Here is a 15,477-nt window from a genome sequence, read left to right on the forward strand (position 1 = left end):
GCGTCAGCAGCTGCTGGCGTGAATCTTGGCCAGCAGCGTGGGATCTGAGGGCTCGGTGGCGCCGGGGCGCAGGGTGGCGAGCACCGCGTCGATGTCGTCGTTGTGGGCCAGCGCGCTGAAGTCGGTGCCCAGGGACAGGTCGACGGAATCGTCGGCGCGGTTGTCGTTGAACAGCTCGGTGCACGGCGCCACCAGCCACACGGCCGCCGCGGTGGCCTGTCCGGCGGTGCCGAACCGGATCTGGCCCTGGCAGGTGAGCCTGGTGCCCGCGTAGAGCGGGTCGTTGGCGGCGGTCGGTTGCGCGAAGCCGAGGTCTTTCATCGCCCCGGCGACGTCGCCGGCCTGCCCGCCCCGGCCGCTGGCGTTGAGGACGCGAACCTTGGTGTCGGCGAGTTTGGCGGGCGTGACGTCCATCATGGCGCTGCGCGACACCTGCTCACCGAGCTGGGCCGGCGCCGAGCCGGCCGCCTGGGGCGGGGGATTGCACACCGCGGCCTCGTGCACCTTGGCGGGTCGCGTCAGCGCGATCGTCCAGATCACGCCGGTGGCCACCAAGAGCAGCACCACGACGACGATCGCCGGCCGGGGGTTGCGCCGCCGGAAGGGCCGACCGTGCTTGTCAAAGGCTGTACCCTCGGTGATTTGCGTGACCACAGCTGCACTCTAAACCCACTGTTCAGACACGAGCGCAAGGGTAAAAATAGGGGTGTGACGTAAATCACACCTTAATGGACCGCGATACGGGCACGAATCGTTTGGTGGATGCGTTCGACGCTGGTACAAAGCGATGCTTGGATAACGAGGGCATGTGAGGGGATAGGGCAATGCCTACCGACTATGACGCTCCACGGCGTACCGAGACTGACGACGTTTCGGAGGACTCGCTGGAGGAGCTCAAAGCGCGACGGAACGAGGCGGCTTCGGCCGTCGTCGACGTCGACGAATCTGAAACCGCTGAGAACTTTGAACTCCCTGGTGCCGACCTGTCTGGTGAAGAGCTGTCGGTGCGCGTGATTCCGAAGCAGGCCGACGAGTTCACCTGCTCGAGCTGCTTTTTGGTGCAACACCGCAGCCGGCTGGCCAGTGAGAAGAACGGCGTGATGATCTGTACCGACTGCGCGGCCTGATAGCCGCATTCACCGTGTCAGGGCCGACAGCACCCGCTCCGGGTGACGGCAGCTCACCAGCCAGTACGGCGTCGGATCGTCCGGATCGTCGAGTACGGCCAGGATCATCGGCCCCACCCATGCCCTGTGCAGCACGTACGCCGCCGGGTCGAGTTGCCGGCCCAGGGCGGCGGACTTGGCCGAAGGCGCTATCTCCGCGGACCGGGAGATCACGGTGACCGGCAGATGTGCCTGGCCGGCCCACAGTTGCACGTCGCCCGGCGCCGCAGGGTCGGCGGTGACCCGGATCTCGATGCGGCCCAGCCACAGCAGCGCGGCGGCCGCCACCGCGAACAGCGCCGCGTACGGCCACCAGGACGACTGCCGGGTGACGCCCATGTTGAATTCGAAGGCGACGATGCCGGCCAGCGCGAAGGCCGGTGGCCACCACCACCACGGGACCCACAATCGTTCGCGATACCGCACGTTGTGCGGCGCGACGCGCGTATCGGACACGCAGTCAAGGGTAGTCTGTGGCCCCGTGTCGACCAGTCTGGCCATCGTCCGCCTTGACCCCGAGCTCCCGCTGCCCAGCCGCGCCCACGAGGGCGACGCCGGGATCGATCTGTTCAGCGCCGAAGACGTCAAACTGGAACCCGGGCGACGGGCCCTGGTGCGGACGGGGGTCGCGGTCGCCATCCCGTTCGGAATGGTCGGCTTGGTGCATCCACGCTCGGGACTGGCTGCGCGAGTTGGGCTTTCGATCGTCAACAGCCCGGGTACCATCGACGCGGGCTATCGCGGCGAGATCAAGGTTGCGCTGATCAACCTGGACCCGACCGAGCCGATCGTGGTGCACCGCGGCGATCGCATCGCCCAGTTGTTGGTGCAGCGGGTCGAACTAGTGGAGTTGGTCGAGGTGTCGTCCTTCGACGAGGCGGGGCTGGCCGAAACATCCCGTGGCGATGGTGGTCACGGTTCCTCCGGCGGACATGCGAGTTTGTGATGCGCCGCGACGATGCACTGCAAGGCGATGAGGAGGAGCGGCGCTGATGGCTCCATTCGGTAAACGCACACCCAAAGACGACGACGCCTCCGACACCCCGGTGGCCGGCGAGGTCTCGACCCGCGACGCCGAGGACCCGGCTGCCGAGGAGCTCGAGGGCCCGTTCGACATCGAAGACTTCGACGACCCCGCGGTCGCGGAGCTCGCCCGGCTCGACCTGGGCTCGGTGCTGATCCCCATGCCGGAGGCCGGCCAGCTGCAGGTCGAGCTCACCGAAACCGGTGTGCCGAGCGCGGTCTGGGTCGTCACGCCCAACGGGCGCTTCACGATCGCCGCCTATGCCGCGCCCAAGACCGGCGGCCTGTGGCGGGAAGTGGCCGCCGAGCTCGCCGAATCGCTGCGCAACGACTCGGCCCAGGTCAGCATCAAGGACGGCCCGTGGGGTCGCGAGGTGGTGGGCACCGCGAGCGGCGTGGTGCGCTTCATCGGTGTCGACGGCTACCGCTGGATGATCCGCTGCGTCATCAACGGCCCGCACGAGACGATGGAAGCCCTGGAGCAGGAGGCGCGAGCGGCCTTGGCGGACACCGTGGTTCGGCGGGGTGACACGCCGCTGCCGGTGCGCACGCCGCTGACCGTGCAGCTGCCCGAGCCGATGGCGCAGCAACTGCGCGAGGCCGCCGCCGCGCAACAGGCGGCACAACAGGGCGACGCCCAGCAGGCCGAGGGGCAACAGGCGCCGCCCAGCGAGCCGGCCGCGCGGCGCAGCGTCGACGGGTCGGCCATGCAGCAGCTGCGCACCACCACCGGCGGCTGAGCGGACTACAGGTCGGCCAGCGCGCTCAGGCAGGCCGCGCCCAGGGCGGCCGGGTCCGCGCCGATCTGATCCAGCGTCACGGTCCGCAGCGCCGCACGCGGCGCGGCGGCGACCCAGTCGAGCCCGGCCTGCAACGGATGGATCGGATCGTCGACCGCCGACGCCACCCCCAGCGGCGCGGCCAGCCCGGCCAGCTCGTCGCAGCTCGGCGCGACGTAGGCGGCCGCCTCTTCCATGGCGTCGGGCAGATGGGGCCACTGGGCGCCCCACGACCGGGTCAATTCGTCGGCCAGCCAGGCCGGGCTGGACGCCCGCATCTGGACCGTCGTCGCCGCCAGCCCGTCGGCGCGCAACTGTGACGCCGAATACCGCGCCGCAAGGGCAGCGGGCGCGGACCCGGGCGCGCCCGCCCAGGCCGGCAGCGCGGCCAGTACCGCGACCGTGCGGTCGGGATGGGCGAGCGCCCAGGCGGCCGCGACCGCGGCGCCGATCGAGACCCCGCCCACAGCGATCGGCCCTCGGTGGCCCGCGTCATCCAGCGCCGCCAGGTAGCCCTCGATCAACCGGTCGGGCCGCGGCGACGGGGTCACCAGCCGCGCGCCGAGCTCGGCCAAGGGGCCGGAAAATGCCCGGTCAACGTAGTCGTCGTCGGAGCCGGTTCCGGGTAACAACACCGTCGTGACACCGCGCAGATCGACCACCACCTCTTGATAGTGCCCCGCCGTTCAACTGCGCTCCAACACGACGTTTGAGTCGGTTGGCGCTGGGGAACCAAGAGGTCTACGGTGTCCGTTGGCATAAATGGAAGCGTCGAGGCTTATCAGCATTGTCAGGAGTGGCCATGGGGGCCCAAGGGTATCTGCGCCGGCTCACCCGTCGGTTGACGGAGGATCCGGAGCGACTCGACTCGGAGGAACTTTCCGACGAAGTCGCCAGCACCGGCGCGCAACGCGCGATCGACTGCGAGCGTGGCCAAGAGGTCACGATGGTGGGCACGCTTCGTAGCGTCGAGTGCAACGGCAGGGCCTGCGCCGGCGGAGTGCGCGCCGAATTGTTCGACGGCAGCGACACCGTCACGCTCGTCTGGCTGGGACAGCGCCGCATCCCCGGCATCGACTCCGGCCGCACCCTGCGAGTGCGTGGGCGCCTCGGCAAGCTGGAAAACGGAAACAAGGCGATCTACAACCCGCACTACGAAATTCAGCGGTGACCGACCCCCAAGATCTGGGGGCAACCCCGCGGGAGTCGGGCGCGTCGGAACACATGACCTCTAACCGCATCAACCCCGAACGTCTGCTGGCACAGGCAGGCGGGGTCAGTGGCGTCATCTATTCGTCGCTGCCCGTGGTGGTCTTCGTCGTCGCGTCGAGCGTGTCGGGGCTGGTTCCCGCGATCGTGGCCGCGCTGGGTGTCGCCGCGCTGATCCTGGTGTGGCGGCTGATTCGCCGCGACTCGCCGCAACCGGCGTTCTCCGGGTTCTTCGGCGTCGCGCTGTGCGCGCTGATCGCCTACGTCCTGGGGGAGTCCAAGGGCTACTTCCTGCTGGGCATCTGGATGTCGCTGGTGTGGGCCGTGGTGGTCGCGGCGTCGGTGCTGATCCGGCGCCCTCTGGTCGGCTACGGGTGGAGCTGGGCCACCGGGCGGGGGGACGGCTGGCGCGAGGTGCCCCGGGCCGTCTACGCGTTCGACATCGCGTCGGTGGGCTGGGTGCTGGTGTTCGCCGCCCGGTTCGTGGTGCAGGGGCTGCTGTACGACGCCGACCGGACCGGATGGCTGGCGGTGGCACGGATCGCGATGGGCTGGCCGCTGACCGTGCTGGCCGCGTTGGCGACCTACGCGGCGATCAAGTCGGCGCAACGGGCCCTCGCCGCCGCCGACGGCGCCACGGTCGACGTGGAACCCGGCGCCGTCACCGACTGATCAGCCGCCGCCCGGATTGTGGCTGCCCAGTAGCAGCTTCTGCAGGTCCTCTTCCGCCTCGGCGACCGCGACGAACAGCAGCTCGTCACCGCCCTCCAGCGGCTCGTCCTCCTCGGGCACGATCACCCGCGGGCCGCGCAGGATCGTCACCAGCGAGGTGTCCCGCGGCAGTTGCAGTTTGCGCACCGGCTTACCGCCCCACGGCGTGTCGTCGGGCAGCGTGATCTCGACCAGGTTGGCCTGCCCTTTGCGGAATTCCATCAGCCGCACCAGATCACCGACGGCGACGGCCTCTTCGATCAGCGACGCCAGCATGCGCGGCGTCGACACCGCCACGTCGACCCCCCAGGCGTCGGTAAACAGCCATTCGTTGCGGGGATCGTTGACCCGCGCCACCACCCGCGGCACCGCGAATTCGGTTTTGGCCAAAAGGCTTAGCACGACGTTGGCCTTGTCGTCGCCGGTCGCGGCCACCACCACGTCGAACTCGTGCAGGTGCACCGACTCCAGCAGGCTCAGTTCGCAGGCGTCGCCCAGCCGCCAGTGCGCGGCCGGGATGGCGTCGACGTCGACGTGATCGGGATTACGTTCGATCAGCGTCACATCGTGGCCGTTGCCGATGAGCTCGCGGGTGACCGAGCGGCCGACCGCGCCGGCGCCAGCTACGGCTACTTTCATCTGCGCCGCTCCTCAACGTTCGAATTCATGACAGGTCTTCGCTGGGTGGCAGGGCGGCGATGGCCACCGCCTCGGCGGCGCGGCCGGAGATCGCGGCGACGTACACCTGGTCGCCGGCCTGGATCACCGATTTGGGTTCCGGCAACACGCCGGCCCCGAAACGGATGAGGAAGGCGACCCGGGCGCCGGTGGCCTGCTCGAGATCGGTGACCCGATGCCCGATCCAGTCCTCGTGCAGGACGACCTCGGACACCGCGACGGTGCCGGTCGGATCGCGCCACTTGGCCGTCTCGGTCTCGCGCAGCAGCGCGTTGAGCAGCCGGTCGGTGGTCCAGGGCACGGTCGCGATGGTGGGAATGCCCAGCCGCTCGTACACCTCGGCGCGCTTGGCGTCGTAGATGCGGGCCACCACCCGCTTGACGCCGAACGTCTCCCGGGCCAGCCGCGCGGAGATGATGTTGGAGTTGTCGCCGGAGGACACCGCGGCGAACGCGTCCGCCTCCTCGATGCGGGCTCTCAGCAGCACATCTCGGTCGAATCCCTGCCCCAGCACCCGCTCGCCGGCGTATTCCGGGCTGAGCCGGTTGAACGCGGTGCTGTCCCGGTCGATGACCGCGACGTCGTGACCGATGCGGGACAGACCGTCGGCCACTGAAGAGCCGACCCGGCCGCAGCCCATCACCACTACTCTCAACTTGAGGTCCTCTCGACCGCGTCCTTAGCCCTTCACCGGCAACCTACGTCGGCCAGCCGTTTCGGTCGGCGAACATTCTCCTACGAACGCTACCGCCAAACCCGTCTGGGCTTACTCTTGGCTCTCGTGTCCAAACTTTCAACCGCCACCCGACGGTTGCTTATCGGTCGGCCGTTTCGCAGCGACCGGCTGAGTCACACGCTGCTGCCCAAGCGGATCGCCTTGCCGGTGTTCGCCTCCGACGCGCTGTCCTCGGTTGCGTATGCGCCCGAGGAGGTCTTCCTGATGCTCTCGGTGGCCGGCGTGACGGCGTATGCGCTGACACCGTGGATCGGGCTGGCGGTGGCCGCGGTCATGCTGGTCGTGGTCGCCAGCTACCGGCAGAACGTCCACGCCTACCCGTCGGGCGGTGGCGACTACGAGGTGGTCACCACCAATCTCGGTGACACCGCCGGGCTAGTGGTCGCCAGCGCGCTGATGGTGGATTACGTTCTGACCGTTGCGGTCTCGACGGCCTCGGCGATGGCGAACATCGGCTCGGCGATCCCGATCGTGGCCCAGCACAAGGTGTTCTTCTGTGTGGTGTCCATCCTGTTGGTGATGGCGCTGAACCTGCGTGGGGTGCGCGAGTCCGGGTTGGCGTTCGCCATCCCGACCTATGCGTTCATCATCGGCGTGCTGGTGATGATCGGCTGGGGTCTGTTCCGGATCTTCGTGCTGGGCAATCCGCTGCGGGCCGAGTCCGCCGGATTTCAGATGCACTCCGCGCACGGCCAGGTCGTCGGTTTCGCGCTGGCGTTCTTGGTGGCGCGGTCGTTCTCGTCGGGGTGTGCCGCGCTGACGGGTGTCGAGGCGATCAGCAACGGGGTGCCGGCGTTTCAGAAGCCGAAGTCGCGCAACGCGGCGACCACCCTGCTGATGCTGGGCGGCATCGCGGTGACCCTGCTGATGGGCATCATCGTGCTGGCCCAGCAGATCGGGGTCCAGCTCGTCGAGGATCCGGCGACGCAACTGGGCGGCGCGCCCAAGGGGTACTACCAGAAGACCCTGGTCACCCAGCTGGCGCAAACGGTGTTCGGCAGCTTCCACATCGGGTTCCTGCTGATCGCCACGGTGACCGCGCTCATCCTGGTGCTGGCGGCCAACACCGCCTTCAACGGGTTCCCGGTGCTCGGTTCGATCCTGGCGCAGCACAGCTACCTGCCGCGCCAATTGCACACCCGCGGAGACCGATTGGCGTTCTCCAACGGCATCCTGTTCCTGTCCGGGGCGGCGCTGCTGGCGATCATCGCGTTCCGCGGCGAGGTCACCGCGCTGATCCAGCTCTACATCGTCGGCGTGTTCATCTCGTTCACCCTGAGCCAGATCGGCATGGTGCGGCACTGGACCCGGTTGCTGCGCACCGAAACCGATCCGCGGGCGCGGCGCAAGATGATGCGCTCGCGGGTGGTCAACACGGTCGGATTGTTGTCCACCGGTACGGTGTTGCTGGTGGTCCTGGTGACCAAGTTCGCGTCGGGTGCGTGGATCGCGCTGTTCGCGATGAGCCTGCTGTTCGGAATCATGAAAATGATTCACCGGCACTACAACACGGTGAACCGCGAGTTGGCGGAGCAGGCCGCCGCCCAGGACGACGTCGTCCTGCCCAGCCGCAATCACGCCGTGGTGCTGGTGTCGAAGCTGCACCTGCCGACGCTGCGCGCGCTGGCCTACGCCAGGGCCACCCGGCCCGACGTGCTGGAGGCGGTGACGGTCAGCGTCGACGACGCGGAAACCCGCGAGCTGGTGCACAAGTGGGAAGAAAGCGACATCAGCGTCCCGCTCAAGGTCATCGCCTCGCCGTATCGTGAAGTCACCCGTCCCGTCCTGGAATACGTCAGGCGGGCCCGGGAAGAGTCGCCGCGCACCGTGGTGACGGTGTTCATTCCGGAGTACGTGGTGGGCCACTGGTGGGAGCAGGTGCTGCACAACCAGAGCGCTCTTCGGCTCAAGGGCCGGCTGCTGTTCATGCCCGGCGTCATGGTGACTTCGGTTCCGTGGCAGCTGAGTTCGTCGGAACGGCGCAAGACCCTGCAGCCGCATGTGGCGCCGGGTGACGCTCGTCGGGGAATCTTCGATTGACCCGCGAATCGACCCGAGCGCCGCGCGCGGTCCCGCCCGCCGCGGGAGAGCTGACGCTGACCACCGATGCCCCGGCCAACGGCGGCAGTTGCGTCGCGCACCACGAAGGCCGCGTGGTGTTCGTCCGGTATGCGTTGCCCGGTGAGCGGGTGCGGGTCCGGGTCACCGCGGACCGCGGATCCTATTGGCATGCAGAGGTTATCGAGGTCATCGATGCGGCACCGGGCCGTGTCGCGTCGCTGTGCCCCATCGCCGGGGTGGACGGTGCCGGCTGTTGCGATCTGGCCTTCGCCGCCCCTGAGGTGGCCCGCACGCTCAAGGCCCAGGTGGTGGCCAACCAGCTCGAGCGCCTTGGCAGGCATGCGTGGCGCGGAGAGGCCGAGCCGCTGGGGGATTCCGCGCCGACGGGGTGGCGCACCCGGGTCCGCCTCGACGTGGGCCCCGACCGCCGACCGGGCTTTCACCGTTACCACAGCGACGATTTGGTGACCGACCTGCGTTGTGCTCAGCTGCCTGCCGGCATGCTCGACGGGATCGCCGACCTCGAATGGCCGCCGGCCGCCCAGCTGCATGTGGCCGTCGACGACGACGGCGCCCGCCACGTGGTGCGCACGCTGCGGCAGGGCAGGCAGACCGCGACGAAGGTGGTGGAGGGCCGCTACGAGGCGGTGCAGCGCGTGGCCGGGCGCAGCTGGCAGGTGCCGGTGACCGCCTTCTGGCAGGCGCACCGCGACGCGGCGGGGGTGTACAGCGAGCTGATCGCCGATTGGGCGCAGCTGGGCGCCGGCATGCGCGCATGGGATTTGTACGGGGGCGCGGGCGTTTTCGCCGCGGTGCTCGGCGAAGCCGTGGGCCCGTCCGGGCGGGTGCTCAGCGTCGACACCTCCCGCGCCTCGACCCGCGCCGCCCGGGTCGCCCTGGCCGATCTGACGCAGGTGCACATCGTCACCGACTCGGTGCGGCGGGCGCTGGCCGCACAGCGTGGGCGCGCCTCAAGAGCGGACGTGGCGGTGCTGGATCCGCCGCGGGCCGGGGCCGGGCGTGAGATCATCGATCTGCTGGCCGCCGCCGACATCCCGCGGGTAGTTCACATCGGTTGTGAGGCAGCATCTTTCGCCCGCGACATCGGGACCTACCTCGGGCACGGCTACACCGTCGAGAAGATCAGGGTGTTCGACGCCTTCCCGCTGACGCATCACACCGAATGCATCGCGCTGCTGACCCGTTGAACCGCGGCTAGGCCATCACGAAGTACCGCAGCCACAGGTAGAGCGCAGACAGCGCGACCGACACCGCGGTGACCACCACGCCCTTGCGGGTGAACTCCCAAAAGGAGATGGGACTGTCTGCGCGCCGGGCGATTCCGAGCAGGACGATGTTGGCGCTGGCGCCGATGGCGGTCAGGTTGCCACCGAAGTCGGTGCCCAGCGCCAGCGACCACCACAGGACCGTGGGGTTGGCGTGATCCCCCAGGGCCGGAACCAAACCGGCCACCACGGGCGCCATCGTCGCGGCGTACGGGACGTTGTCGACGATCCCGCTGACGATCACCGACGTGATCAGGATGACCATCGTCGCGAGTAGTGTGTTTCCGCCGGTGGCGGAAATCGCTAGGTGGGCAAGCTGTTTGACGACACCGGTCTTCACCAGGGCGCCGACCATGACGAACAGGCCGGCGAAGAACAGCAGCGTGTCCCACTCCACCCCGGATAGGTAGTCGGCGGGCTTCAGCCTGGACGCCACGATCAGGATGCCGGCGCCCAGCAGCGCCACCACCGACGGCTCCATGTGCAGCGGTGCATGCGCGACGAATGCGGTGAAGACCGCCAGCAGGACGACCCCGCAGGTGACGAGCAGCCGCGGATCGCGGATGGCCTCGCGTTCTTCCAGTGACATCACGTCGGCGACCCGTTCGGGGTCGACGGTGAACGCGCCGGGAAAAAGACGCGGCAGCAAGGCGATCAGGACGGCGACGACGATGACCACGATGGGTGTCAGGTGAAGGAGGAAGTCGTTGAAGGTCAGGCCGGCCCTGCTGGCGATGATGATGTTGGGCGGGTCGCCCACCAAGGTGGCCGCGCCGCCGACGTTCGACGCGAACACTTCGGCCATCAGAAACGGCGAAGCGGTGATCGCCAGCCGGTCGCACACCAGCAGCGTCACCGGGGCGACAAGCAACACCGTGGTGACGTTGTCGAGCAGGGCCGACGCGATCGCGGTCACCAGAACGAGCAGGATCATGACGCGCAGGGGCGAGCCGCGGGCGCGCTTGGCCGACCAGATCGCCACGTACTCGAAGACACCGGTCTGCCGCAGCACACTGACGATGATCATCATGCCGAGCAGCAAAAAGATGACGTCCCAATCGATTCCGGTTTCGCGTGAGTAGAAGACGTCGTCGGAATGAATGATCGGCAAGGTGACCATGATCGCCGCCCCGGCGAGCGCCACGAACGTCTTGTTCACGCGATCACTGGCGATCAGGGCGTAGGCGACCACGAACACCAGAATCGCGATGAAGCTCATCTATTTCCCTAGTGGGATCACGGCGTGAGCGCTGCCTCGAGCACGCGCGATGCCGTGATCACTCCGATCAGCCTGCCCTGCTTGGCGACCGCCACCAGCGGACTGCGCAGGCGCGCCATGAGCGCCGCGACCTCGATGATGGTGTCGTCGGCGTTGGCCGGAGGTATGTCCACCAGATGGTCCGGCAGCACGTCGCGGACCGTCTTGCCGCTCAACTTCTCCGCGCAGCGGTCGGCCATCGATTCGTTGAGCACCCCGGCCAGCGACGGATCGTCCTGCACGTAGCGGGGCACGATGAAGCGGACGACCTGGGAGGCGGGCAGCACCGCATAGGGGCGTCCCGAGCTGTCGGTGACCAGGAGGCCCGGCAGGCGGTGCTCGGCGAGCATCCGGGCGGCGTCCAGCGCGTCGGCCTCGATGCTGACGACCGGGAAGTCTTCGGCGATCTGCTCGGCGCGCACACTGCGACGATACGTCCGCAAGATCAGGTCCGGTACGGGCGGCGACTTGGTTCACGGCATACTCCGGGGCAGTAGAGAAAACGTGCCGACCAGGCTTCCCGGCTCACCGCGCACTGAGGCTACCAAAGCTGCGGCCGCGGCGAGGTGCGACGAATTCGGAACTTCCGGACGGTGCCATGCGGCGGGCGCTGCGTAGACTGACTGGATGCTGGAACAGATCCGTGGGCCCGCTGATCTGCAGCACCTTTCCCAACACGAACTTCACGAACTTGCCGGCGAGATCCGCGAGTTCCTGATTCACAAGGTTGCTGCCACGGGGGGACACCTGGGACCCAATCTGGGCGTGGTGGAGCTGACGCTCGCGCTGCACCGGGTGTTCGACTCGCCCCACGATCCGATCATCTTCGACACCGGCCATCAGGCCTATGTGCACAAGATGCTGACGGGCCGCTCCCAGGAGTTCGAGGGCCTGCGGAAGAAGGGCGGGCTGTCCGGGTACCCGTCGCGCGCGGAGAGCGAGCACGACTGGGTGGAGTCCAGCCACGCCAGCGCGTCGTTGTCGTACGCCGACGGCCTGGCCAAGGCCTTCGAACTGAGTGGGCACCGCAACCGGCACGTGGTCGCGGTGGTCGGCGACGGCGCGCTCACCGGCGGCATGTGCTGGGAGGCGCTGAACAACATCGCCGCCTCCGGCCGTCCGGTCATCATCGTGGTCAACGACAACGGCCGCAGCTATGCCCCGACGATCGGCGGTGTCGCCGACCACCTGGCCTCGCTGCGGCTGCAGCCGGCCTACGAGCAGGCGCTGGAGAGGGGGCGCGACGCGCTGCGTGCGCTGCCGCTGGTCGGCAAGATCGCCTACCGCGTCATGCACAGCGTCAAGGCCGGCATCAAGGACTCGTTGTCGCCGCAGCTGATGTTCACCGATCTGGGCCTGAAGTACGTCGGCCCGGTCGACGGTCACGACGAGCGCGCGGTGGAGGCCGCGCTGCGGCACGCCCGCGGCTTCGGCCGCCCGGTGATCGTGCACGTGGTGACCCGCAAGGGGATGGGCTTCGCGCCGGCCGAGGACGACGAGGCCGAGCAGATGCATTCCTGCGGCGTCATCGACCCGGTCACCGGCCAGGCGACCAAGATCGCCGGGCCCGGCTGGACGGCGACGTTCTCCGACGCCCTCATCGGCTACGCCCGGAAGCGCCGCGACATCGTGGCCATCACCGCGGCCATGCCCGGCCCGACCGGGCTGACCCCGTTCGGTCAGCAGTTCCCGGACCGCCTGTTCGACGTCGGCATCGCCGAGCAGCACGCGATCACGTCGGCGGCCGGCCTGGCGATGGGTGGCATGCATCCGGTGGTGGCCATCTACTCGACGTTCCTCAACCGGGCCTTCGACCAGATCATGATGGACGTGGCGCTGCACAGGCTGCCCATCACCATGGTGCTCGACCGGGCCGGCGTCACCGGGTCGGACGGCGCCAGCCACAACGGCATGTGGGACATGTCGATGCTGGGCATCGTGCCCGGCATGCGGGTGGCCGCACCCCGCGACGCCACCCGGTTGCGCGAGGAACTCGGTGAGGCGCTCGACGTCGACGACGGGCCCACGGCGCTACGCTTCCCCAAAGGTGATGTGGGCGAGGATATCCCGGCGATCGAACGCCGCGGGTCGGGCATCTCGGGTGTCGACGTGCTCGCGGTCCCTGCCGCGGGATGCAACCACGACGTGCTGCTGATCGGCGTCGGCGCCTTCGCGCCGATGGCGCTGGCGGTGGCCGGGCGGCTGCAGGACCAGGGGATCGGCGTCACGGTCATCGACCCGCGCTGGGTGCTGCCGGTCTCGGAGAGCGTTCTGGAGTTGGCGACCCAGCACAAGCTCGTCGTCACCTGCGAGGACAACGGGGTCAACGGCGGGGTGGGCTCGGCGGTGTCCGCCGCCCTGCGCCGCGCCGACATCGACGTGCCGTGTCGCGACGTCGGGCTGCCGCAGCAGTTCTACGAACACGCCTCACGCGGTGAGCTGCTGTCGGATCTGGCGCTGACCGACCAGGACGTGGCCCGCCGGATCACCGGCTGGGTCGCCGCGCTGGGTAGCGGCGTGGCCGAAGCGGAAATCCGCGAGCACCTGGACTAGTCAGCGGTTTCCGGCGGGGCCTGCAACGCCCGGGCCAGAACCGGATCCACCAATTCCCGTTGCCAGGGCCGGGCCTGCCCGGCCCGCAGGAACGCCTCGACGGCGTCCAGCGGATCGGGCGCGGGCGTCCAGTCCCAGCACAGCCGCCGCACCAGGTCCGGCGAGACCAGGTTCTCGGTGGGGACGTGGACCCGCTCGGAGACCTCGGACAGCGCCGAGCGTGCGGCCTCCAGCCGGGCGGCGGCCTCCGGTTTGCGCCTGCTCCACCGCGCCGGCGGCGGCGGACCGTTCGGCGGCTCGCTGTCCCCGGGCGGGTTCTTGTTCCGCCGGGCCTCGTCCAGCGCCCCCAGCCACGTGGCGGCGCTGCGCCGCTGGTTGCGGCCCCCGAACACCGGCAGCGCGACGAGCTCCTCGATGGTCGTCGGGTTGGCCAGTGCGGCATCGATGATGGCCGAGTCGGGCAGGATGCGGCGCGGCGCGATGTCGCGGCGCTGCGCGATCCGGTCGCGCGTCAACCACAGCTCGCGGACCGCCGCCAGGCCACGCTGATCGCGCACCCGATGGATGCCCGACGTCCGCCGCCACCGGTCCCGGCGCACGGCGGCACCCGGGTCTTTCGAGCCCGTGTCGCACAGGTAATCGAATTCCTGTGCGGCCCAGTCGGTTTTGCCCTGTTCGGCCAGCACGTCGGCGATCGCGGCGCGCAGCTCGATGAGCAGTTCCACATCCAGCGCGGCGTAGTTGAGCCATTCGGCGGGCAGCGGCCGCTTGGACCAGTCGGCCGCGCCGTGCCCCTTGGCCAGCCCGAAGCCCAGCAGTCGCTCGACCATGGTCGCCAGGTTGACCCGGTCGAACCCGGCCAGCCGTCCGGCGAGTTCGGTGTCATACAGCGCCGGCGGCCGCATGCCCACCTCGGCCAGGCACGGCAGGTCCTGGTCGGCGGAGTGCAGGATCCATTCGTCGCTGCCCAGCACCTCGGCCACCGGGCGCAGGGCTTCGAGCGGTTCGCCGCCGTGGCTCACCGGATCGATCAGCACGGTGCCGGAACCGGCCCGCCGGATCTGGATCAGGTAGGCGCGGTTGGAGTAGCGGAAGCCCGACGCCCGCTCGGCGTCCACGGCGAACGGGCCGTGCCCGCGATCCAGCCGCTGCGCGGCGGCCTCGATCTCGTGCACGCTCACCGAGATGGCCGGCACGCCCTCGGAGGGTCGCGGGAGCGGGGTGGGGGCGGGGTCGGTGCCTACGTCGCCGCGCGCGCTGCTGCCCGGCCCGTCGGCCGAGGGTACGCCCATGCTAAGCGCGTGACCGCGAGCTCAGGTCGGTGACTCCGGCGGGGGGTAGGCCCGCCGCGTGCTCCAATACCTCGCAGAACGCCTCGACGTGCCCGCCGACGGCGGGCGACGTCGCGGTCCAGGACGCGCGCAGCTCGAGCTGGTGGGCGCGCGGCGGCCCGGAGATGTCTCCGTAGCGGACCGACGTGGTGGCGGTGACGGTGCCGCCCAGGGCGACGACTTGTTCCATACGTGACTCCAGTGCCTCGACTAGCCAGCTCCACGCTACTTCGGGCAGCAGCGGGTCGACCGCCTCACTGGGGTCAAGGTCGGCCTGGATGTAGGCGACCATGCGGATGGTGCCGTCCCACGCGTCGGCCCCTTCGGGGTCGTACAGCAGGATCAACCGTCCGAAGGCGTCGCCGTCGGACCGTTCGGGAATGATTTCGCGATCGGGATGTTTGACCTCGGCGCCCAGGGCGTAGCTGTGGGGAGCCAAGCGTTGCGGCGGCCGGATGGGCCCCAACTCGATCTCCGGCCGCACGACGACTGCGTTCATCGCCGCCACCGCGTCGCGGAATGGGGCCGGTTCGGATGAGGTCACTTGACACCGCTCCTGTTCATCCCGACCGTTCTGCATCGTCACGGCACGGGTCACAGGGAACGACGGTAGACCTACGGCCCGACACGCCGCGACAGGCGCGCCGCGTTTCAAACCGGCCGCGACCAAGCCGTTACCAGGCCTC

16 protein-coding genes and 1 pseudogene are annotated in these 15,477 nt (G+C 69.2%); 8 read left to right on the plus strand and 9 right to left on the minus strand.

The genetic code is table 11. From position 1 onward, the window contains the following. Positions 1 to 3: 3 nt before the first annotated feature. Positions 4 to 654 carry an envelope integrity protein Cei gene (gene cei, locus B9D87_RS01665; protein WP_007774878.1) on the minus strand — a complete coding sequence of 217 codons (651 nt, stop codon included), beginning with the start codon at positions 652 to 654 and terminating at the stop codon, positions 4 to 6. A gap of 170 nt (positions 655 to 824) precedes the next feature. On the opposite strand from cei, the gene B9D87_RS01670 reads away from it, so the two are divergent. Then, entirely contained in the window at positions 825 to 1,127 is a 303-nt protein-coding gene (locus B9D87_RS01670) for a DUF4193 domain-containing protein (protein ID WP_007774871.1), read from the plus strand. A 9-nt stretch (positions 1,128 to 1,136) separates the two neighbouring features. Here B9D87_RS01670 and B9D87_RS01675 read toward each other — a convergent pair whose 3' ends face one another. Next, positions 1,137 to 1,622, minus strand: coding sequence for a DUF3093 domain-containing protein (locus tag B9D87_RS01675; RefSeq protein WP_007774870.1), 486 nt, complete (start codon positions 1,620 to 1,622; stop codon positions 1,137 to 1,139). Positions 1,623 to 1,647: 25 nt separating this feature from the next. Between B9D87_RS01675 and dut the strand changes: the two genes are divergently transcribed. Together dut and B9D87_RS01685 are read left to right on the plus strand one after the other, a co-directional pair. Then, positions 1,648 to 2,112, plus strand: a complete 465-nt coding sequence (gene dut, locus B9D87_RS01680; RefSeq protein WP_007774869.1) for a dUTP diphosphatase — start codon at positions 1,648 to 1,650, stop codon at positions 2,110 to 2,112. A gap of 46 nt (positions 2,113 to 2,158) precedes the next feature. After that, on the plus strand, positions 2,159 to 2,929 hold the full coding sequence (locus B9D87_RS01685) for a DUF3710 domain-containing protein (protein ID WP_007774868.1): 771 nt from the start codon (positions 2,159 to 2,161) through the stop codon (positions 2,927 to 2,929). Positions 2,930 to 2,934: 5 nt separating this feature from the next. Here B9D87_RS01685 and B9D87_RS01690 read toward each other — a convergent pair whose 3' ends face one another. Then, positions 2,935 to 3,633, minus strand: a complete 699-nt coding sequence (locus tag B9D87_RS01690) for a hypothetical protein (protein ID WP_007774866.1) — start codon at positions 3,631 to 3,633, stop codon at positions 2,935 to 2,937. A 137-nt stretch (positions 3,634 to 3,770) separates the two neighbouring features. Here B9D87_RS01690 and B9D87_RS01695 point away from each other — a divergent pair, with 137 nt between their 5' ends. Both B9D87_RS01695 and B9D87_RS01700 read left to right on the plus strand, forming a co-directional pair. Beyond that, positions 3,771 to 4,139 carry an OB-fold nucleic acid binding domain-containing protein gene (locus B9D87_RS01695; protein WP_007774864.1) on the plus strand — a complete coding sequence of 123 codons (369 nt, stop codon included), beginning with the start codon at positions 3,771 to 3,773 and terminating at the stop codon, positions 4,137 to 4,139. Between the two features lie 53 nt (positions 4,140 to 4,192). Continuing rightward, positions 4,193 to 4,849, plus strand: coding sequence for a DUF3159 domain-containing protein (locus tag B9D87_RS01700; protein ID WP_040631420.1), 657 nt, complete (start codon positions 4,193 to 4,195; stop codon positions 4,847 to 4,849). Here the strand turns inward: B9D87_RS01700 and B9D87_RS01705 are convergent, their stop codons facing one another. Both B9D87_RS01705 and B9D87_RS01710 read right to left on the minus strand, forming a co-directional pair. Further along, a complete protein-coding gene (locus B9D87_RS01705) occupies positions 4,850 to 5,527 on the minus strand; it encodes a potassium channel family protein (RefSeq protein WP_007774860.1) in 678 nt (225 codons plus the stop codon). 25 nt (positions 5,528 to 5,552) lie between these two features. Next, positions 5,553 to 6,221, minus strand: coding sequence for a potassium channel family protein (locus tag B9D87_RS01710; RefSeq protein ID WP_007774857.1), 669 nt, complete (start codon positions 6,219 to 6,221; stop codon positions 5,553 to 5,555). 126 nt (positions 6,222 to 6,347) lie between these two features. On the opposite strand from B9D87_RS01710, the gene B9D87_RS01715 reads away from it, so the two are divergent. Both B9D87_RS01715 and B9D87_RS01720 read left to right on the plus strand, forming a co-directional pair. Further along, positions 6,348 to 8,342, plus strand: a complete 1,995-nt coding sequence (locus B9D87_RS01715) for an APC family permease (protein ID WP_007774855.1) — start codon at positions 6,348 to 6,350, stop codon at positions 8,340 to 8,342. Then, entirely contained in the window at positions 8,339 to 9,571 is a 1,233-nt protein-coding gene (locus B9D87_RS01720) for a class I SAM-dependent RNA methyltransferase (protein ID WP_007774853.1), read from the plus strand. Before B9D87_RS01715 ends, B9D87_RS01720 begins: the two co-directional genes overlap by 4 nt. Positions 9,572 to 9,578: 7 nt before the next feature. Here the strand turns inward: B9D87_RS01720 and B9D87_RS01725 are convergent, their stop codons facing one another. After that, a complete protein-coding gene (locus B9D87_RS01725; RefSeq protein WP_007774851.1) occupies positions 9,579 to 10,868 on the minus strand; it encodes an ArsB/NhaD family transporter in 1,290 nt (429 codons plus the stop codon). A gap of 17 nt (positions 10,869 to 10,885) precedes the next feature. After that, the gene (locus B9D87_RS01730; protein ID WP_007774850.1) at positions 10,886 to 11,329 is read right to left on the minus strand and encodes a CBS domain-containing protein; all 444 of its coding nucleotides are present in this window, start codon (positions 11,327 to 11,329) and stop codon (positions 10,886 to 10,888) included. A gap of 205 nt (positions 11,330 to 11,534) precedes the next feature. On the opposite strand from B9D87_RS01730, the gene dxs reads away from it, so the two are divergent. After that, a complete protein-coding gene (gene dxs / locus B9D87_RS01735) occupies positions 11,535 to 13,460 on the plus strand; it encodes a 1-deoxy-D-xylulose-5-phosphate synthase (protein WP_007774848.1) in 1,926 nt (641 codons plus the stop codon). Here dxs and B9D87_RS01740 read toward each other — a convergent pair. Further along, a complete protein-coding gene (locus tag B9D87_RS01740; protein ID WP_007774846.1) occupies positions 13,457 to 14,752 on the minus strand; it encodes an HRDC domain-containing protein in 1,296 nt (431 codons plus the stop codon). The genes dxs and B9D87_RS01740 overlap by 4 nt on opposite strands. A 1-nt stretch (position 14,753) precedes the next feature. Then, positions 14,754 to 15,420: pseudogene (locus tag B9D87_RS01745) on the minus strand (DUF3000 domain-containing protein). Positions 15,421 to 15,477 lie beyond the last annotated feature (57 nt).

The organism is Mycobacterium colombiense CECT 3035 (assembly GCF_002105755.1).
GTDB lineage: Bacteria > Actinomycetota > Actinomycetes > Mycobacteriales > Mycobacteriaceae > Mycobacterium > Mycobacterium colombiense.